Below are 20,644 nucleotides of genomic sequence, written 5' to 3'. Positions count from 1 at the left end.
GTGTCAAGCGTCACTTCGGGCGGACCTTCGGGCCGGCTCAGCGGGTCGAACTGGCCCGGACGATGAGCTGGGCCGCCATCGTCGTCGTGGTCGCCGGGCGGTCACCGCCGTCGGCGACGCGGTCGAGCAGCAGGCGTGCCGCCAGCCGGCCCATCGCGTAAGCCGGCTGGGCGACGACCGTCAACGCGGGTGAGATCAGGGTCGCCCACGGTGCTTCGTCGAACGAAACGATCCCGACGTCGCGGCCCGGGCGCAGGCCCAGTTCGGCCATCGCCTGCAGCACGCCCACCGCCATCGTGCTGCTCGACACGAGGAGCGCGTCCGGCCGATCGGGTCTCGCCAGCAGCTGGGTCGCGGCTTCGCGGCCGCCGGTTTCGCGGAATTCGCAGCGCCGTACCCACTTCGCCGAGTATTTCCGGCCTGCCTCGCGGAGTCCCTCGCGGTAACCGTCGAGCCGCTCGTCCGCCGTGGTGACGCCCGGCGGGCCGGCGACGCAGCCGATCCGCCGGTATCCGCGGGAAACCAGGTGCCGGACGGCTTCCCGGGCCGCGGTGTGCGAGTCCACGAGCACCGCGTCGCAGTCCGCCGAACCGAGGCGGCGGTCGATCGTCACGATCGGCGTGCGCTGCGCGATGAGCGGTCCGACATCGCTCTCGCGGGTGGTCGGCGACATGATCACGCCCGCCAGCCGCTCCTGCGCCGCCACCTCGACGTACCGGCGTTCCTTGGCGGTGTTCTCGTCCGAATTGCACAGCATCACCGAGAACCCCGCGGCCTGTGCCATGTCTTCGACCCCGCGCGCGATGGCCGTGAAGAAGGGGTTTTCGACGTCGGAGATGATCAGTGCGAGCACCGCGGTTTCGCGGCGGCGCAGGCTGCGCGCGAGGCCGTTCGGCGTGTAGCCGAGCTCCGCCACCGCGGCGGCCACCCGCTCGGCCAGTGCCGGGTCCACTGTGGACTTGCCGTTGAGCACCCGCGAGACGGTCGCGGTCGAGACCCCGGCCAGCGCCGCCACGTCCGAGATCGTCGCCACCGCGTCCTCGTTCGCTCTCGTCGTCCTCCGTGTTCAGGACCACCATAGCGCGTCGGTAATCGATTTCCCGCTCTGGTTCGGTGGAGAACCTGTCCGGCCGGATGACGGGCGGTGCCGAGCTGCTGGGCACGGGCGCGGCGATCGCGCTCGTGTCACTGGGCCGACCGGCGGCCGGTGGCGGCGCCCCGCCACCCGCGTCCCGCGGCGAGGCCCCGGTAGTGCTCCAGTGCCGCCACGGACTCGGTGACCTGCTCGAAGCTGGGCAGCGCGCGGACGTTCGCTACGAGCGTCATGTCCTTGCGCGGGATCTGCACGAAGCACACCTCGACGCCGGACCGTTCGGCCTCGGCGGCGACGAGCTCTCGCCAGCCCTCGAGGTCGAAGTCGTCGCCGAGCCATTCGTGCAGGTAGACACACCACTTCCCGCGCAGCAGCTCGCCCGCGATGGCTTCGACGCCGACCAGGTACGGCTCGGTCACGTGGTCGGCCATGACCGTTCCCCGGTACACCAAGGCACTGCAATCCCTCCTGCACCCGGCGGTGACCCCTACCGCCGGAAAGCGCTCTCTGGAGGGAGTCTCCCGCTCCCGCCGAGCAGCGCGAACCCCGGTGACCGATGACTGGCACCGGGGTTCGCCAACTTACCGGTGGATTTGGTTCACAGCAACCATTTCGCGAGATCACCGGAAAGCGCGTGCACAATCCGCGTGCGGATGCACGTGCCGAATCCGGTCACCGCAGGCACGTGCGCAGCAGGTTGGGCGAGCCGCCGAAGTAAGCGCTGTCGGCGACGTACAGCGTGTCACCGCGGACCGCGACCGACGTCGGGTTGGCCAGACCATCCGAAGTGGACAATATGGTGCGGGTGCCGTCGCGACCGACGGTGACGACCCGGTTCTCCTGGTTGACGGCCGCCACCACGGTGCCGCCGTGGAAGGCGAAGTCGTCGACCGGGCCGAGCCCGGTGACGACGACCCGGCCCGGTTCTCCGGTGAGCGGGAACCGGACCAGCGTGCCGCGGTCCAGGTTGGACACCCACACCGCGCCGTCGTGGACTTTCACGCCGTTCGCGCCGAAGCCGGTCACCGGGGCGAGCAGGTCGCCGCCGGCCCAGTCGGTGACCTGCCCGGTGCGCGGCGAGACGCGCCGGACGACCGAGCCGAACGAGTCGGCGACGAAGACGTCGCCACTGGCGGGATCGAGCGCGACGCCGTTCTGGAAGCCGGACGGTGGCAGCGCGGCCACCCGCACCGGCGCGGTTCCGGGCCGCACCCGGTAGAGACCCGTCGCCGCCGTGCCGGTGGAAACGGCGACGTACAGGTCGCCGCCGGGAGCCCGCACGATGCCGCCGAGGAACAGCTTCCGGTGCACCACCGGGACGTCACCATCGGCGGGGACGGGAATCCGGCCGATGACACTTACTTGCCCGCCGGGGGTTACCCGGCCGATTTCGCCGGTGTAGGCGAAGGTGAGGTCGGCGGAGCCATCGGGCTCCAGCGCGATGTTTTCCGGTTGCTGCCCGGCGGCGAGGTCGAGGGGAACGATCCTCGACGTCGCTTCGGCGGGCGCGGCCGGCAGGGCGAACACAGCGGCCGCGGCCAGCGCGACGCCGATCTGCTTGATATGCAAGGGAAACTCCGGTTCGTGAAGGGAACGGCGAAAAGAACCCCAGATCGCCGTGCCTTCGACCGTAGGCCTCTCACGTGTGCCGCCGCCAATAGCCCGGCTTGGGGCGGCCATCGGAAAACCGATCACAGGTCGCGCGCGAAGCAGCGCGAGAGCGGTTCTCCGCGGTAGGGCCCGTAAGCCTCGATCGGTTCGTAGCCTTCACGCTGGTAGAAGCGGATCGCGTCCGGCTGCCCGGTGCCGGTCTCCAGCAGCAGCCGCGTGACGCCGAGATCGCGCGCGTGGTCTTCGAGTGCGCGCAGCAGCGCGGCCGCGACGCCGGTGCCGCGGGCCGCCGGCTCGACGTACATGCGCTTGACCTCGCCCGATCCCGGGCCCAGCAGCCGGATCCCGCCGCAGCCGACGGCGGTCCCCGCCGTGTTCCTGGCGACGAGGAACACCGCGACGGTCTCGGCGGTCGGCAGGGCCCCGGGCTCGTGGTCGTCGGTGCCGTAGCGGGCGTCGAGCTCGGTCCGCTGGGCCTCGCGCAGGCGGACGGCGTCGGGATCGCCCCAGGTCACCGGGGTGATCGTCAGTGTGCAGTCGATCATCGGGTCGCACTCCCTGTTTCGTAACAGTCGTTACCGTAGCACCTGTTACGCTTCCCGGGAAGGAGGCTCGATGCCGAAGCAGCGTGACGTGCGGGCACAACGGGAACTGCTGTCGAACGCGACGTGGCAGGTGCTCGCCGAAGACGGCCTGCCGGGGTTGACGCTGCGCGCGGTCGCCGAGCGTGCCGGCTGCACCACCGGGCTGGTCATGCACACGTTCCCGACCAAGAAGGCGCTGCTGCTGCACGCGCGCGACCTGCTCTACGAACGCACCGCGGTCCGCGCCGACGCGGCCGAAGCGGCGAGCGCTGACGCAGCCGGCGCGTTGACGGCGGTGCTCGGCCAGGCCGTCGACCTGCCGCACGGCCACCACGAGGAATCCCGCGTGTGGGTGGGTTTCCTGGCCGCGGCCCTAGCCGACGGCGACCTGGCCGACCGCCACCGCGCGGCGAACCACTCGTTCCTGGCCCGGATCCGGCGGCTGGTCGCGGCGGTCCGTCCGGAATGGACAGACGACCGCCTCGAACGGGCGACGAAGGGCCTGGTGGCGCTGGTGGAAGGCCTGAACGTCCTGGCGGCGGCCGACCCGGAGGCCTACCCGGTGCCGGTGCAGCGGGAGGTGCTGGCCAGGGCGCTCGCCGAGATCACGCCGCCGGGCCGAAGCGGCGGCGGTAGGCGCTCGGGCTGAGACCGGTGTGGCGCCGCAGCTGCAGGCGCAGGTTCGCCGCCGTGCCGAAGCCGCTGGCCGCGGCGACGCGGTCGAGGCGGAGTTCGCCGCGCTCGATGAGGCGGCAGGCCAGCGTCACTCGTTCCGTCGTCAGCCACGCCAGCGGGGTGGTGCCCAGCTCCGCGCGGAACTTCCGGTGCAGCGTCGCCGGGCTGGCCGACGCGCGGGCGGCCAGGTCGGTGACCGTCAGCGGCGTGTCCAACCGCTCGAGCGCCCACGCGAGGACCGGCGCGAGTGACGTCTCCGGCACCGCGGGCACCGGCCGCGCGATGAACTGCCGCTGCCCGCCGTCGCGGTGGCCGGTGAACACCAGGCGGCGGCTGACCGCGTTGACGACTTCGGCGCCGTGGTCGCGGTGGATGAGGTGCAGGCCCAGGTCGAGCGAAGCCGCGCTGCCCGCCGCCGTGAGGACGGTTCCCTCGTCGATGAACAGCACGTCCGGCTCCCAGTGCACGCGAGGGAAGCGCTCGGCCAGCGAAGCGGCCCACTGCCAGTGGGTCGTCGCCCGCTTGCCGTCGAGGACGCCCGCCTCGGCGAGGGCGAACGCTCCCGTGCAGAAACTGACCAGCCGGGCGCCGCGGTCGGCGGCCCGCCGGATCGCCGCGATGATCGCCGGCGCCGTCGGCACGTGGGTGTCCGGCCGGGCGGGCACGATCAAGGTGTCCGCGGTGTCGGCGGCTTCGAGCCCGGCGACCCCGGACAGCGTGAACATGCCCAGGTTCATCCGCACTTCCGGCGTCGCGGCGCAGAGCGTGAAGTCGTACCAAGGGCGGTTCAGCTCGGGGCGCCGGAGCCCGAACAGCTCGGTCGCCACGCCCATCTCGAACGGGTTCGACTGTTCCGTGACGATCGCGACGACCCGGTGCGAGAATTCTTGCGGCATGTGCGATTCCTAGCACTCCCGGGCCGGGCACGCCAGGACGAGCATGGCGGCATGAACCCGATCGACCTCAACGAAGTCCTGGCGAGCTTCGACGCCGCCTGGAGCCCGCGGATCGTCACCCGCGTCAACGACTACGACATCCGCCTCGCCCGGTTCGACGGCGAGCACGTCTGGCACGTCCACGAGAACACCGACGAGTTCTTCCTGGTCCTGGACGGCGAGATCGAGATCGGCCTGCGCGATCCGGACGAACGCGTGGTCACGCTGGCCCGCGGCCAGGTCTTCGTGGTGCCGAAGGGCACGTTCCACAAGCCGTCGTCGAAGACCGGCGCGAGCGTGCTGCTGGTGGAACCGGCGGGGACGCTCACGGTCGGCGACGAGCACGACGAAGTGCCCGACCACGTTGACGTCACGACGGGCCATCTGGTCTAACGTCGGGGAATGCTCACTGTCGTACCGGTCGACCAAGCGTCCTGGGCGGATCTTCAGGCGATCTTCGGCGACCGCGGGGATCCGGCCCGCTGCCGGTGCCAGTACTTCAAGGAAACGCCCGCGCAGTGGCGGGCGGGCACCCCGCCGGAGCGCGCCGAGCGGTTCCGGGCGCAGACCGCCGAGCGCGCCACCGGGCTCATCGCCTACCTCGACGGCGAGCCCGCCGGCTGGTGCGCGGTCGAGCCGCGCACCGCCTACCCGCACCTGCTCGGCAGCCGCGTCGTCTGGGCCGGCCGCGACGAGGACCCGGGCGACGACAGCGTCTGGGCGGTGACCTGCTTCGTCACCCGCAAGGGCTTCCGGCGCCGCGGGGTGAGCGCCGCGCTGGCGAAGGCGGCTCCGAGCTTCGCTCGCGAGCGCGGGGCCCGCGCGGTCGAGGGTTACCCGATGCTGGTCGCGCCCGGGCAGCAGGTCGCCTGGCCAGCGGAACTGTTCGTCGGCACGGCCGGGATCTTCGCCGACGCGGGGTTCTCCGAAGTCAGCCATCCCACCGCACGGCGCGTCGTCATGCGGCTGACCTGCTGAGTCTCTCTCTGAAACGGCGTACTCTCGGCCGAATGAAACGGACATCGTTCGCGCAGTGGCCGTGCTCGATCGCGCGCACCATGGATCTGCTCGGGGACTGGTGGACCCCGCTGGTGCTGCGGGACGCCTTCTACGGCGTGCGCCGCTTCGACGAGTTCCAGCACGCGCTAGGGATCGCGCGCAACACCCTCGCCGACCGGCTCAAGCGGCTGGTCGACGAAGGGTTGCTGGAGAAGGTGCCCTACCAGGCCGAGCCGGTGCGCTATGACTACGTGCTCACCGAGAAGGGCCGCGACTTCTTCCCGGTGCTGCTCGCCATGACCCGCTGGGGTGACAAGTGGCTCGCCGCCGACGCCGGCCCGCCGATCACCGTGCACCACGTCTCCTGCGGGCACGACACGCACGCCGAAATCGCCTGCGCCGAGTGCGGCGAGCCGATGACGCCGGACGACACGCGGATGCGCCGGGGCCCCGGCTTCCCGCCGCGGCTGGCGCGCCGCCCGGACGTCGAGGACCGCTTCGCGCGGCAGGAGTGACGTTGACAGGGTAGGTCTATCTACGCAACTATCGTGGTCAGACGGCTCTTCGAGAGGAGTGCGACCACGATGGAGTGGACCGGGGCGAGGTACGCCGACCTGCCGACGGCCGAGGTCTCCACGTGGATCGACGCCGCGCCCGAGGACGTCTGGCCGGTCGTCGCCGACATCGGGCTGATGCCCGAGATGAGCGCCGAACTGCAGTCCGTCGCCTGGTGCGACGGCGCGGTCGGCCGCAAGTTCGTCGGCCGCAGCAAGCACGACGCCTTCGGTGAGTGGGAGACGACCTCCTACGTCGTGGAGTGCGAAGCGCCGCGCGTCTTCGCGTGGGCCGTGCAGGATCCCGACGAGCCGAGCGCGGTCTGGAAGTTCACCCTCGAGCCCGAAAACGGCGGCACCCGGCTGAGCCAGTGGATGCGGATGGGCCCGGGCCGGTCCGGGCTGTCGTACGCCATCGACCGGATGCCGGAAAAGGAACAGAAGATCGTCTTCGTCCGCATGCGGGAGTTCGAGACGGCGATGCAGAGCAACCTCGCCGCGATCAAGGCGCGGGTCGAAAGCCGATGAGAACGGCGACGACAGTCGAGTTCTCGAAAGACACGCGCACGACGCTGGATTTCGTTCTGGAGGCGGAAAAACTCGGTCTTGACGTCTGCTGGGTCGCCGAAGCCTGGGGCTCGGACGCGCCGTCCGCGCTCGGTTACCTCGCCGCCCGCACCGACCGGATCCGGCTCGGCTCGGGCATCGTCCAGCTCGGCACGCGTACGCCGGTCGCGATCGCGCAGGCCGCGTTGACGCTGGCCGACCTGTCCGGCGGCCGGTTCTCGCTCGGCCTCGGCCCGTCCGGGCCGCAGGTCATCGAAGGCCTGCACGGCGTTCCGTTCGCGAAGCCGTTGACGCGGATGCGGGAGACCGTCGAGATCATCCGCCAGGCGTTCGCCGGGGAGAAGATTTCGTTCTCCGGCCGGGCTTTCGAGATCCCGCTGCCCGGCGAGGCCCGGCCGATGCGGCTGTCCACCGCGCCGAACCCGGACATCCCGATCTACCTCGCGACGCTGTCGCCGAAGCTGCTGGAGCTCACCGGCGAGGTCGCGGACGGCTGGCTCGGCACCAGTTTCGTGCCCGAAGGCGCCGACGCGTACTTCACGCACCTCGACGCGGGACTCGCGAAGGCGGGCAGGCAGCGTAAGGACATCGACGTCTGCCAGGGTGCCGAAGTCGCCTTCGCCGACAACGAAGACGAACTGCGCGCCATGGTCGGCGGCCGCAAGAAGGAACTCGCCTTCAGCCTCGGCGGGATGGGCTCGGCCACCACGAACTTCTACAACAACGCCTACAGCCGTCAGGGCTGGGCGGACGTCGCCGCCGAGATCCGCGAGCGCTGGCAGGCCGGCGACCGCGACGGCGCCGCCGCGCTCGTCACCGACGAGATGGTGCTCGGCACGACGCTGATCGGCACCGAAGAAATGGTGCGGGAACGGCTGCGTGTCTGGCGTGACACCGGGATCGACACGGTCCGGCTGTACCCGGCCGGCGAAACGCTCGAAGCGCGCTTGACCACCCTCGGCCGCGCGCTGGACCTGCTGTGAAGGGAACGCCATGGGCGAGTGGCAGCGCACCGCGTGCAGTCTCTGCTACCTCAACTGCGGGCTGGAGGTGCAGCTCGACGGCCGGAAGATCACCCGCGTCCGCGGCGACAAGGCACACCCGCGCTCGGGCGGTTACCTCTGCCAGAAAGCCCAGCGCCTGACCTGGTACGGCGACCACGAAGACCGGCTGACGACGCCGCTGCGGCGTCGCCCCGACGGTACCCACGAGCCGATCGGCTGGGACACCGCGCTCACCGAAATCGCCGCGAAGCTGCACGCCGTCCGGGACGCCGACACCGCGGCCGGGCGGCCCGGCTCGTTCGCGTACGTCGGCGGTGGTGGCCAGGGCAACCACTCCGGTGGCGCGTATGGCGCGTCGCTGCTGAAGTGGATGAACTCGACGCGCCACTTCAACGCGCTCTCGCAGGAGAAAACCGGCGACTTCTGGGTCAACGGCCGGATGTTCGGCTCGACGAGCGTGCACACCGCCGAGGACGTCGAGCACTGCGACCTGCTGGTCGTGCTCGGCTGCAACCCCTGGCTGGCGCACGGGTTCACCAACGCGCGCCACGCGCTCAACACGATCAAGAACGACCCCGCGCGCAGGATGATCGTGATCGACCCGCGCCGCACCGAGACCGCGGAAATGGCGGAGCTGCACCTCCCGCTGCGCCCGGGCACCGACGCGTACCTGCTGGCCGCGATCCTCGCGCTGCTGCTCGAGCGCGGCGCCGAGGACGCGGAGTTCCTCGCCGCCCGCACCGAAGGCTTCGCCGAGGTCGCCGCGGTGCTGGCGAAAGTACCGGTGGACGAGTGGATCGCGCACGCCGAAGTGTCCCGTGTGGACGTCGAACGGGCCGTCGACCTGATGTGCGCGGCGAAGGCGATGACGGTTCGCGTCGAGCTGGGTATCCAGCAGGGCCGGAACTCGACGCTGAACAGCTACCTCGAGAAGCTGCTGTACCTGCTCACCGGGCACTTCGGCCGCCGCGGCACGAACAACCTGCACTCGTGGCTGCTGCCGCTGTGGGGAGCGACGACCGGGCAGCGCTCGGAGATCACCGGGTTCGAGTACATCGGCGGCCTGCTCCCGGCGAACACCCTGGCCGAGGAGATCCTCGCCGGCCACCCGAACCGGGTGCGCGCGGTGTGGGTCGAATCGTCGAATCCCGCGAACACGTTCGCGGGCACGCGGGACGTCGAACGCGCGCTGCGGGCCGCCGAGCTGTCGGTGGTCGTCGACGTCGCCTACACCGAGACCGCGGCGCTGGCCGACTACGTCCTGCCCGCGGCGTCCCAGCACGAGAAGTGGGAGTTCACGCTCTTCACCTTCGAATGGCCGACGAACTACTTCCAGCTGCGCCCGCCGTTGCTGGACCCGCTGCCGGGCACGCTCGTGGAAGCCGAGATCTACACGCGGCTGTTCGACGCGCTGGGCGTACTGCCGCCGTCCGAGGCTCTCGCCTCCTTGGCCGCCAGGCCGCGTCCGGAGCTGCAGGCCGGGATCGCGGCGCTGGTCCAGGAACTGCCGGAGCGGGCGGCGATGCTGCCCGTGCTGCTCTACCGCACCCTGGGCGCGTCGCTGCCCGGCGGCGCGGCGTCGATCGCGCCGCTGTGGGCGGGCTGCCACCGCGCGGCGAAGTCGATGACCGTGCAGGTGCAGCGCGCGCTGGGCAGTGACGCCACCGGGCCGCGGCTGGGGGAGGAGCTCTTCTCGCGCGTGCTGGCCGGCCCCACGCCGTTCTCGGCCCACGAGCAGGACGAGGTGTGGAGCCTGATGCGCCGCGAGCGCGTCCAGCTGGCCGTGCCGGAGCTGCTGGACTGGCTGGCCGCCCTCGACCCGGCCACCGACCGGCCGGCGCCGGAGTATCCGTTTTCGCTGCTCAACGGGCAGCGGCGGGCACACAACGCCAACCAGATCCTGCGTGACCCGCACTGGCGCCGCACCGATCCGGACGGCGCGCTGCGGGCACGTCCCGAGGAGCTCGCGTCGATCGGCGCCGAGCCGGGGGACTGGGTCGCCGTCGTGACGGCGGCCGGGCGGGTCGTCGTCCGCGCCGAGGCCGATCCCGGGCTGCGGCCGGGACAGCTGGCCCTGCCGCACGGCTACGGCATGGCGCATCCGGACGCCGAGGGACGGCGGGTGGTGAGCGGGCCGCGGATCAACCTCCTGACGGACGCCCGGGATCGCGACCCGATCGCCGGCACCCCGCACCACAAGGACGTCCCGGCGCGGCTGGAACCGGCGACGGAGGAGGAACGGGCGCGGGCGGAGTCGGACAGCGCTCGCGTGCGCGAAACCGTCGCAAGTGGACGGTCTTGACGTTTCGGCGGTTTATAGTGGGACCCCTGACCAAAGGGGGCTCATGCGCAAGATCGTCTCGAACCTGTTCATCTCCCTCGACGGCGTGGTCGAAGCGCCGGACAAGTGGTCGCTGCGGTACTGGAGCGACGAAATCGGCCAGGCCGTCGGCAGCGGAATGGCGGCGGCCGACGCGATGTTGCTGGGGCGCGTCACGTACGAGGGGTTCGCGGAGGCGTGGCCCGGCCGGACCGTCGAGGACGACGAAGGCGCCGAATTCATGAACAACGTGCGCAAATACGTGCTTTCGTCGACGCTGTCGGAGGTCACCTGGAACAACTCGACCCTGCTGACGGGCGAACCGGGCGAGGCCGTCCGGGCGCTGAAGGCCGAGCGGGGCGGCGACATCATGACCAGCGGCAGCACCACGACGGTGCGGTGGCTGCTGGGCGAAGGCCTGGTCGACGAGCTGAACCTGCTGCTCCACCCGATCGTCGTGGGCCGCGGGAAACGGCTGTTCCCCGACGAAGGGCCGTCGTTCCCGCTGGAGCTGCGGAAGTCGGCGACGTTCGGCAACGGCGTCGTCCAGCTGACGTACGTGCCGGCGTGATCTCGCCGTTCCGGATCGAAGTCTCCGAGGCCGACCTCGAGGACCTGCGCTCGCGCCTGCGGCGGACCCGCTGGCCGGAGGCCGAGCCGGTGGACGACTGGAGCCAGGGCACGCCGCTGGGGTACCTGCGTTCGCTGTGCGGATACTGGGCTTCGGAGTACGACTGGCGTCGCACGGAAGCGCGGCTGAACCGGTTTCCGCAGTACCGCACCGAAATCGACGGGCTGCGCATCCACTTCCTGCACGTGCGCTCGCCGGATCCGGCTGCGTTGCCGCTGATCCTCACGCACGGCTGGCCCGGCTCGTTCGTGGAATTTTCCAAGGTGATCGTGCCGCTCTCGGCGGAGTTCCACCTGGTGATCCCCTCGCTGCCGGGCTACGGTTTCAGCGACAAGCCGTCGTCGCCGGGCTGGGGCATCGAGCGGATCGCGGCGGCGTGGGCGTCGTTGATGGCCCGCCTCGGGTACTCGCGTTACGGCGCTCAGGGTGGCGACTGGGGGACGTCGATCACGACGTCGCTGGCCCAGCAGGACACGACGCACCTGGCGGGCATCCACCTGAATCCGCCGATCGCCGCCCCCGACCCGGCGACGTTCGACGACCTGACTTTCTCGGAACGGGCCGCACTGGCGGCGCTGGAGCACGCTTCGCGCTGGGAAGACGGGTATTCGGTCCTGCAGTCGACCCGGCCGCAGACTCTGGGCTACGGCCTGCTCGACTCCCCAGCCGGCCTGTGCGGCTGGCTCGTGGAGAAGTTCCACGCCTGGTCCGACGGCTTCCCGTTCACCCGCGACGAGCTGCTGGACGACATCACGCTGTACTGGCTCACCGGCACCGCGGCTTCGTCCGCCCGGTTGTACTGGGAGAGCATCCGCAAGGTCCAGAAGTGGTTCTCGGAGGCGACCGACGACACGGTCGACATCCCCGTGGGGTGTTCGATCTTCCCGGCGGAAATGCCACGCCCGTCGCGGCGCTGGGCCGCGAAGCGGTACACGGACATCCGGCACTGGAACGAGCTGGACCGAGGCGGCCACTTCGCGGCTTACGAGCAGCCCGAGTTGTTCGTCAACGAAGTCCGGACGTTCTTCCGCCTGGTGCATTAGGTGTTCCGTTCCGGCGGGGTGCTGTCGGCGGCGATGAGCCGGCTGATCTGCCAATCGTAGCTTTCCGGCACGTCTCCGAGCGCGATCCCGATGTCCGCCTTCGCGGCTTCGTAGAACCGGCGGCGCGCCTTGCTCACCGCGTCGATGGCCTCGGACCACGACAGTTCGACTTCCCTTCCGGAGGCGATCCGCTGCAACCGGAACGCGCTCTCGTGCCAGGCTCGCGCTGCGACGACGGTGCTACCGGTTCCCAGCAACAGCACGGTCTCCCACTTGACCGTGCGCTCTTCTTCGGCCGCGGCGAGGGCGGGCAGGCCTTCCTCGGGCGGCAGCGCGTCGATGTCGGGGTGGATCCCGCGATGCGCCGCTATCCGGACCGAGAGGCTGATGACCTTCTTGACCGCGGAGGCGTACTCGGCGTACGCGGTGAGCCGCCGTTCGTCCCAGCGCACCGACTGGGTCCTGCGCCAGCGCGAGCGTTCGGCGGCCGAGGTCGCCGCGAAGGACGCGAGCGCGCCGATGACGACCCCGATCAGCGCCGGCAGTTGCTGGAGGAACGCCTGCACGTTGGTCCGCCTCTCGTCGTGGCAATCTGGTCGGTCGGTCGCCGCGGCGCTACACCTGCTTGAAGCCCTTCGGGCCGGCGAGCTGGCGGTCGAGTCCGGGATCCTCGTGCAGTTCGCTGAATCCGTCCTCGATCTCCCATGTCGGCCCCAGTTCCGCGCGCAACCGGGCCAGTGCGGCCCGGACGTCGGCGTTGAACCGCTCGCACCGCGCTTCCCGCCACGGCCCGGGGTCCGGCGGGTAGTCCCAGTTCATCGACTCGTCGTACTGCGCCGCGAGGTCGTCCAGCTCCGCGCGCAGCGAAGGGCTGATCGGCAGCTCGTCGAGGTCCGCGGGACCCGGCCCGCCCCAGAGCACCGTGTCCGAGCCCGCGTCGAAGAAGAACCGCAGCTCAGTTGACCTGCCTCGACTGACCGCGCCAGAACGGCTCGCGGAGCTTGAACTTCTGGATCTTGCCCGTGGCCGTCCGAGGAAGCTCATCCAGGAACTCTATCCGTTTCGGGCACTTGTACCCCGCCAGATACTCGCGGCAGTGCGCGATCAGCTCCTCGGCCGTGACCGCGGAACCGTCCACCACGACCAGCGCCGTCACCAGCTCGCCCCACTTCTCGTCCGGGATGCCGATCACCGCGGCCTCGCGGATTGCCGGGTGCGAGTTCAGCGCGTCCTCCACCTCGATCGACGACACGTTCTCGCCGCCCGAGATGATCACGTCCTTCTTGCGGTCGGCGATCGTCAGGTACCCCTCCGAGAACGAACCGCCGTCGCCGGTGTGGAACCAGTTGCCTTCCTGTACCCGAGCAGTCTCCGAAGGGTTCTCCCAGTAGCCGTCGAGGTTGTGGTTCGACTGCGCGAGCACCTCGCCGTCGGTGTCGACGGAGATCCGGACGCCCAGCGCGGGGGTGCCGGCGCGGCCCAGCAGCCGGGCCTGCTCGTGCGGGTCCAGGTCCGCCCACTCACTGCGCATCCGGTTGACCGTCAGCAGCGGCGCGGTTTCGGTGAGCCCGTAGATCTGGAGGAACTCCCAGCCCAGTTCCGCCCGGACCCGCTCGATCGTGCGTGTCGGCGGCGGGGCGCCGGCCACGACGATCCGGACGCGGTCGCGGCCCGGGATCTCACCTTCCCACTTCGCGGCGGCGTCCAGCGCGGCCGTGACCACTGCGGGAGCCGCGCAGAGGATGGTCACGCCGTGCTCGGCGATCCGCCGCAGGATCTCGGTGCCGTCGACCTTCCGCAGCACGATGTGCCGCCCGCCGAGCCCGGTCACCGCGTACGGCATGCCCCAGCCGTTGCAGTGGAACATCGGCAGGGTGTGCAGCAGGACGTCGTTGTCGGTCAACGTCGTGTGCAGGCCGAAGACGACGGCGTTCAGCCAGATGTTGCGGTGGGTCAGCTGGACGCCCTTCGGCCGGGCGGTCGTGCCCGAGGTGTAGTTGATCGTCGCGGTGGCCGACTCGTCGCCCGCCCACGGCCGGGGTGTTCCGTCGCCGCCCCAGATCGCCTCGTCGTCGCGGCCCAGGACGAAGACGTGCTTCGCCGTCACCGTGTCCAGCAGGTGCTCCAGCTCGGGGTCGACGATCAGCACCTCCGCCCCCGAGTGCTCCACTATGTACTTGACCTCGGCCGCGGCGAGCCGGAAGTTGACCGGTACCAGGACCCGGCCCCAGCCGGACACGCCGAAGAACGAAACCAGCAGGCGCGCGGCGTTGTGCGACACCATCGCGACGCGCCCGCCGGCCGGCACGCCCAGCGCGTCGAGGTTGGCGGCCTGCGCGCGGGCCCGGCGCGCCACCTCGCGGTAGGTGAGCGAACCCCAGCTCGGGGCGGGCTGGTCCGGCTCGTCGACCACCGCGACGCGGTCCGGGTACACCGTTTCCGCGCGGTCGAGGAAGTCCCGGACACCCAGATCGAAGAACATGCCCCCGATGATGACTCTTCGCAGGTGCTCACACCAGTCCGATGTGGTTCGCTGGAGACGATGGACTTCGACACGGTGGCCGGCGAGCTCTACGGGGGCGACCTCGCGGAGTTCGTCAGCGCGCGCAACGCGGCGGCGAAGGCGGCGAAGGCCGAGGGCGACGCCGAGCTCGCGGCCAAGATTCGTGAGCTGCGGAAGCCCACGACGGCCGCGGCGATCGTCAACCGCCTGGCCCGGGCGGACGCCGGCCCGCTGCGTGAGCTGGCGGAGCTGGGGAACGAGCTGCGGGACGCGCACACCCGGCTGGCCGGCGACGAACTGCGCGCGCTGACCCGCCGCCGCGGCGAACTCGTGCGGCGGATCGTCCACGAGCTGCCGCCGATGAGCGACTCGGTGTCCCGCGAAGTCGAAGCGACGCTGGAAGCCGTCGCGGCCGACCCGGGCACGGCCGCGCTCGCCGTCGCCGGGCGGCTGACGTCGGTGGCGCACCAGGACACCGACCAGTGGTTCACCCTGGCCGCGAGCGTGCCGCCCGCCACCGGGAACCGCCCGGGGAAGCTGGTCGACAAGGCAGAACCGGCGAAGCCGAAGCGGGACTACCGCCGCGAAGAAGAGGAGCGGGCGCGGGCCCGCGCGGAACGCGACCGCTTGCGCAAGGAAGCGGCCGAGCGGGCCAAGGACCGCGCGGTGGCCGAGCGCGACCTCGTCCGCACCGAACGCACGGCCGAGCAGGCGACGGCCCGCGTCGAAGACCTGCGTGAGCGCCTGGCCGAGGCCGAGGAACGCGCCGAGCGCGCGACCGCGGAGTTCGAAAAGGCCAAGGAGACCTACGAGCAGGCCGACGCGGCCGCCGAGGAAGCGCGGAAAGCCGCCGACGCCGCTCGCTGATCCCGTGCCGGAGCGCCCCGGACGGGCCTGCTCACGGAGGTGGTGGCTCTTCAGCCCCCTTGAGATCGACACGTTCTGCGTTCTGGACATCGACGGCCGGCTGGTTGTCGTCGCTTCGGCGATGGGCTCGCCGAAGCATCCCGCGTGGTATCACAACATCCGGCACAACCCGCTGGTCACATCAGCGCAGCCGCAGCTGGAGGTTCCGGAGCGCGGCGAACGCGTCGAGGACGGCCGGATCGGTCGACGCCGCGGCCGGGCGCACCGACCGGTAGCCGTCGAGCAGCGCCTCCCGCAGTTCCTCCCGCTGCGGCAGGCGCCCGAGCGCGGCGTGGGCCACGGCGAGGTCGTAGGCGTAGTGCCCGAACCCGCAGCCGTCGAAGCCGACCGCGCCGACCCGGCCGCGGTGGAACAGGTAGTTCTCCTGGTGGAAGTCGCCGTGGACCAGTCCGAAGACGTCGGCGCCGTACCCCAGCTCGGCTCGGACCGCGCGGGCCCGTGCCACTGTCTCGCGGATCCCTTCGTCGCCCCCGGCCAGTGCCACCGCCCGGTCGACGACCGCCGCGGAGAAGCCGTCCACCTGTGTCCGGCCGAAGTCGGTCAGGTCGTCGACGCGGCCGCGGTCGAGGCCGTTCATCCGCGCGCCGTGCAGGTGCAGCCGCGCGGTGAACTCGCCGACCGCGTACAGCTGGGGCGCGCTGAGCCGCTCGTCGACGAACCGGCCCTCGACCCAGTGGGAAAGCACGCAGGTGCGGGGTTCGGGCACCGCCGGGTCGGCGACCACGGTGACCAGGTCCCGTCCGCGCGTCGGCACCGGCAGGGGGACGACGAGGTCGGTTTCGCGGCGCAGCGCGGCGAGCCAGGCCAGCTCGGACCGCACCTGCACGGCACCGGGGCCGTCCGGCCGCTGCACCCGCAGCACGTACCGGCGGCCGTCCGCGCCGTCGACGCGGAACGTCGTGTTGAGCCCGTGCCCCAGCGGGGTCAGCCGGGCCACCGGCACGTCGTAGGCGGTCAAGGCCGCTTCGGCGAGCCGGCGCAGTCGCCGGGTGCGGCCGGAGCGGTCGAGCTCGGCGAACGGCCGGCTGTTCGCCTGGAAGTCGGCCATCGCCCAGGTGCTCAGCTGATCGGCCGTTCGGGTTCGCGGGCGTGCGAGACCAGCTCGACGGCCACAGAGAAGAACGCCGGACCGGGGGCCTGATCCTGCCGGAAAAGGGCGCTGGTGGTCATACCGTGCCGCACGCGTGGTCTCCGTCCGCCGCATTACCGGCCCCTTGCCTTCCCAACGGAGACACGAGGGAATCGGACGGCCGGTTCAATGCCGGACAACGCGTAGATCCCGCTGCCGGCGAGCACAGCGGTGGCCAGCACGGAAAGGGCGATAACGGGCAGCGGCGCGGCCAAGGGCGAGATGCCGGTGAAGGACTCCACGCCGATCACTGCGGTCAGCACGGCGTCGGAGACGACGGCGAGCAGCACGACACGCATCCGGTGCGCTTCGGGCCACCGCGTGAACTGCAGCAGCCAGGCCACGGCGGGGAGCACGAGGATCGCGTGCATCGCCACGGCGTGCAGCGGCTTGAGCGCGCCCGCTGTGGTGTAGGCCAGCTGCGGGTCGCCGCCGCGGGCCGCCACGACCCCGCGGCCGATCATCACCGCGCCGGTGGCCAGCGCGATCAGCAGCACGACCAGGCCGGCGCGGAGGGCCAGGCGCAGGCTCGGCGCGTCCGGTCCCGGCTCCACCAGTGCGGCGGCGGTGAAGCCGATGACGGTCAGGATGATCACCCCGCCGCCCGCGGCGAGCGTCATCGAGACGGCGTTGTCGAACGGGGTCTCGAAGTTGAAGTGCGACGGCACACCGCGCCACACCTGCGTGCTGACCAGCGCGACCTCGACGACGCTCGCGGCGGTGAACGCGCCCAGCAGGGCGTTGCGGAGGCGGCGGCGGAGGGTGAGGAACGACGTCGCCCAGGCGACCGACGCGAGCGTCAGCCCGAACGACAGGCCGAAGGTGACGGCCTTGCGCATCGACAGCGGCCCCAGCCACGAACCGCCGGTGGCGATGAGCACGATCGCGTGCACGGTGCCGCTCAGGAACAGCGCCGCGCCGACGGCGTAGGCGATCCGCTCGGCTCGCCTGCCGTCGTGCCAGATCCGGGTCAGTGCGTTCATGGCGCCGAGTGTCGCCCCGCGGACCGGGGCACCGCGTCGGCCCGGCGGCGACACCGCGACGTACGACGACGCGCGTACGGCAGCCGGTGAGAATGTCGAAAAAGCATGGGTAAAGGAATTCCATCGTTCTTGACGGAATATTAACGGTGCCCGTGTCCGGTGCCACTCTGCAGGCGGATGCGAGGTCGGCGGCGGAGTTCTACTCTGCGAACATGTACATCGCACTGCTGACCTACACAGCGCCCGAAACGGAAGTCGACTACGCGCTACCGGACCATTCGGACTGGCTGCGCAAACAATTCACGAAAGGAATTTTCCTGGTTGCCGGAAAAGGTGACGGCCGGGCGGACCAGGTGATCCTGACGCGCTCCTGCCTGCGCGGCAAGCTCGACGCCGTGCTCGCCACCGATCCGTTCGTGGTCCAGCGGCTCGCCAGGTACGACGTCATCGAGTTCACCGCCACGCGCACCGCCCAGGAGCTGCTGGCGATCAACGAGGCCATCGCCTCCTGAGGAGTCCGCCCACGGCCGGGTGGCCCGGCGACGACGCCCCGCCACCTGCCGGCGAAGAACGCTCACCCGCTGGTCCGTGCCGCTTTCGCTTATGATCGCGAAGCACGGATGTCCAGCAGGGAGAGTGCGATGAAGACCCCCGACCTCGTTCTCCGGGGCCGCCCGTTGAGCGGTGACCGCGCGCTGGTGCTGGCCGCGGTCGACGGGCTCCCGGACCCGTCGGCGGCTCAGACTGCCGCACAGGTTGCCGCCCGGAACGCCGTCGCCGACGGCGCCGACCTCGTGAGTTTCGCCGGAACCGGGGTCGAACCCCTGGTCGCGTGGGCGCGGGAGACTTTCCCCGGCCTGTTCGTCGCGGTCGACACCGCGGACCCTTCGCTCGCCGCCGCCTGCTGCGAAGCGGGCGCCGACCTGATCGTCGCGCGAGCCGACCTCTCCGGCGTCGCGGCCCGGTTCGGCACGGGCTACGCCGCCTCTTCGGTGCCCGGCTCGGCCGGCTTGCCCGCCGACGGCACCGTCCTGGACGCCGGGGTGTTGCGCACGGCGCCGCCGCCGCCGGGTGACTTCCCCGTGCTGGCCGAGGTGGCCGGAGACGGGACGCCGGGTGGTCTGGCCCTGGCGGCGCTCGCCGCGTCGGCGGGGGTGGCGGTCATCCGGACCACGCACGTGCGCCAGGTGCGGCAGGTGGCGGAGATGGCGGCGAGCATCGCGGGCACCCGCCCGCCGGCGAAGGCGGTCCGATGGGAGTGATCCGGCAGGTCTGGCCGTCCGGGCGCGATCTCGGCGACGAAGACCTCGAACAGCTGTACCGCTACCCGGACGGCCCCCGCTGGCTGGCGGTGAACTTCGTGTCGAGCACGGACGGCGCGATCACGGTCGAGGGCCGTTCGGCGGCCCTGTCGACCCCGGCCGACCGGATCGTCTACCGGCTCGGCAACGACCTGGCCGACGTCGTCCTGGTGGGCGCGGGAACGGCGATGGCGGAGGGTTTCGAGGGCATGCGCCCCGACGAGCGCACGGCCGCCCGCCGTCACCGGTTCGGCCTGGCCCCGATCGCCCCGGTGGCGGTGGTGACGACGGGCCGTTCCCTGCCCCCGGACGCCCCGGTGATCACGAAGGCAACGGTCCCGACGCTGGTTTTCACGTGCTCGGCGGCCTCCCCGGCGTTGCGTGACGCGTGGACGGCCAACGGCGCCCGGGTGTTCGTCGTGGGCGAGGCGGAGGTGTCGGCCGAGCGAGTGGTCGAGACCCTGGCGGCCGAGGGACTCGCCCGCATCGACTGCGAAGGCGGGCCCAGGCTGTTCGGCTCGTTGATCGAGGCGGGCGTGGTCGACGAGTTCCGGCTGACGGTGGCCCCGTTCCTGGTGGCGGGCACCGCCGGCCGTGCGGCCGTCGGCGGGGCCGGCGATCCGGTCGTCGATCCGACGGAGCTGGAGCTGGCTTCGGTGCTCACCGACGGGGCCAGCGTCCTGCTGCGGTACTTGACTCCCCGCCAGGGCCGGTGACCCGGCCGGCGCACCGGGTTTCTTGCGGCTTCCCGCCGTGCCCGGTGGCGTTCGGCCATCTCAGCCGCGGTCGTGGAGAGTGACCTGGTAGCCGTCGGGGTCGGCGAAGGTGAACGTCCGGCCGAAGGGGCCGTCGATCGGTGCGGAGACGATGGTGTGCCCGTCGGCGACGAGAGCGTCGTGAATGGCCTGGACGTCCGTCGCGTGGAGCCAGATCGCGGCACCGATGCCCGGCTGGGCAACGGAAGCGAGGTCGGTGCCGGGAACGATGTCGCGGAGTGCGAACGCGATCGGCTTCGTCTCGAAGACGACGGCGTGCGGAGGTCCGGCCGGCGAGCGGACGAGGCCGAGGTACTGCTCGTAGAACGCCTGCGAAGCGGCGAGGTCGCGCGCCTGGAGCGAGATGAAGTCGGGGCCGGTGGCGGGCATGGTGGTGCTCCTTCTCTTCGTGTCAGGTTCCTGACATGACCCACTGTATGTCAGGAACCTGACATGGGTCAAGGCGGGCCGATGTCGCCCGAAGGCTCCCGGCCCGTCGCGAAGGGATCACCCGGTTCAGCGATGATGTTCGCACGCATGTTCGGATACGGTCGGAGACATGACCATCACACGAAGACCTCCGCGGCGCCCCGGAATGGCGCTGCGGCAAGGAAAAAACCTAGAGCAACCGCCGGAAGTGGTCCGGCAGCGGCAGCTCCCGGGCCTGCGCCCGGGTCAGCCACGCGAAGTCGTCGTGCTCGGCGGGATTGAGCACGACCTCGCCGGTCCCGTCTTCGTCCACTGTGTACACATAGGCGTGGATCCGCAGCGCGCGCCCCGCGATGTCGGGCCACGAATCCCGCGCCCGCTCGCCGGTCACCCGGACCGTCAGCCCGGTTTCCTCGGCCACTTCACGCACCGCCGTGGTCTCGAAGGATTCACCGGGCTCGGCGGTCCCGCCGGGCAGTTCCCACCGCCCGGCGAGGAACACGCCGGCCCCGCGGCGGAGGAACAGCACCCGGTCGTCACGAGCGATCCAGCAGTAGGCCAGGTGCTTGTGCGCGATCTCCGTCATGCGCGCGATTCTCGC

Annotated in this window: 25 protein-coding genes and 1 pseudogene; 14 read left to right on the top strand and 12 right to left on the bottom strand. The window is 71.2% G+C overall.

Annotated elements, in window-relative coordinates:
- Positions 1–37: 37 nt before the first annotated feature.
- The 4 genes from A3CE_RS0114750 to A3CE_RS0114735 all read right to left on the bottom strand — a co-directional run bounded on the left by A3CE_RS0114750 (position 38) and on the right by A3CE_RS0114735 (position 3,249).
- Entirely contained in the window at positions 38–1,033 is a 996-nt protein-coding gene (locus A3CE_RS0114750; RefSeq protein ID WP_020640864.1) for a LacI family DNA-binding transcriptional regulator, read from the bottom strand.
- A gap of 152 nt (positions 1,034–1,185) precedes the next feature.
- Positions 1,186–1,524 (bottom strand): hypothetical protein, encoded by a 339-nt coding sequence (locus tag A3CE_RS0114745; protein WP_020640863.1) that lies wholly within the window; start codon positions 1,522–1,524, stop codon positions 1,186–1,188.
- Positions 1,525–1,765: 241 nt separating this feature from the next.
- Complete coding sequence (locus A3CE_RS0114740) at positions 1,766–2,662, bottom strand: NHL repeat-containing protein (RefSeq protein ID WP_020640862.1); 897 nt, start codon at positions 2,660–2,662, stop codon at positions 1,766–1,768.
- A 122-nt stretch (positions 2,663–2,784) separates the two neighbouring features.
- A complete protein-coding gene (locus A3CE_RS0114735) occupies positions 2,785–3,249 on the bottom strand; it encodes a GNAT family N-acetyltransferase (protein WP_020640861.1) in 465 nt (154 codons plus the stop codon).
- 70 nt (positions 3,250–3,319) lie between these two features.
- On the opposite strand from A3CE_RS0114735, the gene A3CE_RS0114730 reads away from it, so the two are divergent.
- Positions 3,320–3,937, top strand: a complete 618-nt coding sequence (locus A3CE_RS0114730) for a TetR/AcrR family transcriptional regulator (protein WP_020640860.1) — start codon at positions 3,320–3,322, stop codon at positions 3,935–3,937.
- Here A3CE_RS0114730 and A3CE_RS0114725 read toward each other — a convergent pair.
- Positions 3,894–4,859 carry a helix-turn-helix domain-containing protein gene (locus tag A3CE_RS0114725; RefSeq protein ID WP_020640859.1) on the bottom strand — a complete coding sequence of 322 codons (966 nt, stop codon included), beginning with the start codon at positions 4,857–4,859 and terminating at the stop codon, positions 3,894–3,896. The genes A3CE_RS0114730 and A3CE_RS0114725 overlap by 44 nt on opposite strands.
- Positions 4,860–4,910: 51 nt before the next feature.
- On the opposite strand from A3CE_RS0114725, the gene A3CE_RS0114720 reads away from it, so the two are divergent.
- From A3CE_RS0114720 to A3CE_RS0114685, 8 genes are all read left to right on the top strand, one after another.
- Positions 4,911–5,291 (top strand): cupin domain-containing protein, encoded by a 381-nt coding sequence (locus A3CE_RS0114720; protein ID WP_020640858.1) that lies wholly within the window; start codon positions 4,911–4,913, stop codon positions 5,289–5,291.
- A gap of 9 nt (positions 5,292–5,300) precedes the next feature.
- Complete coding sequence (locus tag A3CE_RS0114715; protein ID WP_020640857.1) at positions 5,301–5,876, top strand: GNAT family N-acetyltransferase; 576 nt, start codon at positions 5,301–5,303, stop codon at positions 5,874–5,876.
- A 32-nt stretch (positions 5,877–5,908) separates the two neighbouring features.
- Positions 5,909–6,412 (top strand): winged helix-turn-helix transcriptional regulator, encoded by a 504-nt coding sequence (locus tag A3CE_RS0114710; RefSeq protein ID WP_020640856.1) that lies wholly within the window; start codon positions 5,909–5,911, stop codon positions 6,410–6,412.
- A 69-nt stretch (positions 6,413–6,481) separates the two neighbouring features.
- Positions 6,482–6,979, top strand: a complete 498-nt coding sequence (locus A3CE_RS0114705) for an SRPBCC family protein (protein ID WP_020640855.1) — start codon at positions 6,482–6,484, stop codon at positions 6,977–6,979.
- Positions 6,976–8,001, top strand: a complete 1,026-nt coding sequence (locus tag A3CE_RS0114700) for an LLM class flavin-dependent oxidoreductase (protein ID WP_020640854.1) — start codon at positions 6,976–6,978, stop codon at positions 7,999–8,001. Before A3CE_RS0114705 ends, A3CE_RS0114700 begins: the two co-directional genes overlap by 4 nt.
- Before the next feature lie 10 nt (positions 8,002–8,011).
- Complete coding sequence (locus A3CE_RS0114695) at positions 8,012–10,324, top strand: molybdopterin-dependent oxidoreductase (protein ID WP_020640853.1); 2,313 nt, start codon at positions 8,012–8,014, stop codon at positions 10,322–10,324.
- Positions 10,325–10,367: 43 nt separating this feature from the next.
- Complete coding sequence (locus A3CE_RS58010; protein ID WP_020640852.1) at positions 10,368–10,913, top strand: dihydrofolate reductase family protein; 546 nt, start codon at positions 10,368–10,370, stop codon at positions 10,911–10,913.
- Positions 10,910–12,016, top strand: a complete 1,107-nt coding sequence (locus tag A3CE_RS0114685) for an epoxide hydrolase family protein (protein WP_020640851.1) — start codon at positions 10,910–10,912, stop codon at positions 12,014–12,016. The genes A3CE_RS58010 and A3CE_RS0114685 overlap by 4 nt, the downstream gene beginning before the upstream one ends.
- Here A3CE_RS0114685 and A3CE_RS0114680 read toward each other — a convergent pair.
- The 3 genes from A3CE_RS0114680 to A3CE_RS0114670 are packed head-to-tail and all read right to left on the bottom strand — an operon-like array spanning position 12,013 to position 14,498.
- Positions 12,013–12,582: a hypothetical protein gene (locus tag A3CE_RS0114680; RefSeq protein ID WP_020640850.1), complete on the bottom strand. Its 570-nt coding sequence runs from the start codon at positions 12,580–12,582 to the stop codon at positions 12,013–12,015. The two genes, A3CE_RS0114685 and A3CE_RS0114680, sit on opposite strands and share 4 nt — an antisense overlap.
- 49 nt (positions 12,583–12,631) lie before the next feature.
- A complete protein-coding gene (locus tag A3CE_RS51125) occupies positions 12,632–12,937 on the bottom strand; it encodes a hypothetical protein (protein WP_020640849.1) in 306 nt (101 codons plus the stop codon).
- Positions 12,938–12,971: 34 nt separating this feature from the next.
- Positions 12,972–14,498 carry an AMP-binding protein gene (locus A3CE_RS0114670; RefSeq protein WP_020640848.1) on the bottom strand — a complete coding sequence of 509 codons (1,527 nt, stop codon included), beginning with the start codon at positions 14,496–14,498 and terminating at the stop codon, positions 12,972–12,974.
- 60 nt (positions 14,499–14,558) lie between these two features.
- On the opposite strand from A3CE_RS0114670, the gene A3CE_RS0114665 reads away from it, so the two are divergent.
- Entirely contained in the window at positions 14,559–15,386 is an 828-nt protein-coding gene (locus tag A3CE_RS0114665) for a hypothetical protein (protein ID WP_020640847.1), read from the top strand.
- A gap of 64 nt (positions 15,387–15,450) precedes the next feature.
- Positions 15,451–15,567 (top strand): annotated as a pseudogene (locus A3CE_RS55170) (nitroreductase/quinone reductase family protein); the annotation flags it as partial.
- Here the strand turns inward: A3CE_RS55170 and A3CE_RS0114660 are convergent.
- Both A3CE_RS0114660 and A3CE_RS0114650 read right to left on the bottom strand, forming a co-directional pair.
- Positions 15,568–16,494, bottom strand: coding sequence for a phosphotransferase enzyme family protein (locus A3CE_RS0114660; RefSeq protein WP_020640846.1), 927 nt, complete (start codon positions 16,492–16,494; stop codon positions 15,568–15,570).
- 155 nt (positions 16,495–16,649) lie between these two features.
- Complete coding sequence (locus A3CE_RS0114650; protein WP_020640844.1) at positions 16,650–17,558, bottom strand: hypothetical protein; 909 nt, start codon at positions 17,556–17,558, stop codon at positions 16,650–16,652.
- Positions 17,559–17,770: 212 nt separating this feature from the next.
- Between A3CE_RS0114650 and A3CE_RS0114645 the strand changes: the two genes are divergently transcribed.
- The 3 genes from A3CE_RS0114645 (at position 17,771) to A3CE_RS0114635 (ending at position 19,575) form a co-directional block, all read left to right on the top strand.
- Complete coding sequence (locus tag A3CE_RS0114645) at positions 17,771–18,070, top strand: YciI family protein (protein ID WP_026468491.1); 300 nt, start codon at positions 17,771–17,773, stop codon at positions 18,068–18,070.
- Between the two features lie 129 nt (positions 18,071–18,199).
- Positions 18,200–18,820 (top strand): hypothetical protein, encoded by a 621-nt coding sequence (locus A3CE_RS0114640; protein ID WP_020640842.1) that lies wholly within the window; start codon positions 18,200–18,202, stop codon positions 18,818–18,820.
- Positions 18,817–19,575 carry a dihydrofolate reductase family protein gene (locus A3CE_RS0114635; RefSeq protein ID WP_020640841.1) on the top strand — a complete coding sequence of 253 codons (759 nt, stop codon included), beginning with the start codon at positions 18,817–18,819 and terminating at the stop codon, positions 19,573–19,575. Before A3CE_RS0114640 ends, A3CE_RS0114635 begins: the two co-directional genes overlap by 4 nt.
- A gap of 60 nt (positions 19,576–19,635) precedes the next feature.
- Here A3CE_RS0114635 and A3CE_RS0114630 read toward each other — a convergent pair whose 3' ends face one another.
- Positions 19,636–20,004 carry a VOC family protein gene (locus A3CE_RS0114630; RefSeq protein ID WP_020640840.1) on the bottom strand — a complete coding sequence of 123 codons (369 nt, stop codon included), beginning with the start codon at positions 20,002–20,004 and terminating at the stop codon, positions 19,636–19,638.
- A gap of 229 nt (positions 20,005–20,233) precedes the next feature.
- Positions 20,234–20,629: an NUDIX hydrolase gene (locus A3CE_RS0114625; RefSeq protein WP_020640839.1), complete on the bottom strand. Its 396-nt coding sequence runs from the start codon at positions 20,627–20,629 to the stop codon at positions 20,234–20,236.
- Between the last annotated feature and the right edge of the window lie 15 nt (positions 20,630–20,644).

This window comes from Amycolatopsis balhimycina FH 1894, assembly GCF_000384295.1.
In the GTDB taxonomy this organism is placed as follows: Bacteria; Actinomycetota; Actinomycetes; order Mycobacteriales; family Pseudonocardiaceae; genus Amycolatopsis; species Amycolatopsis balhimycina.
This window is presented reverse-complemented; position numbering and strand designations above follow the sequence as displayed.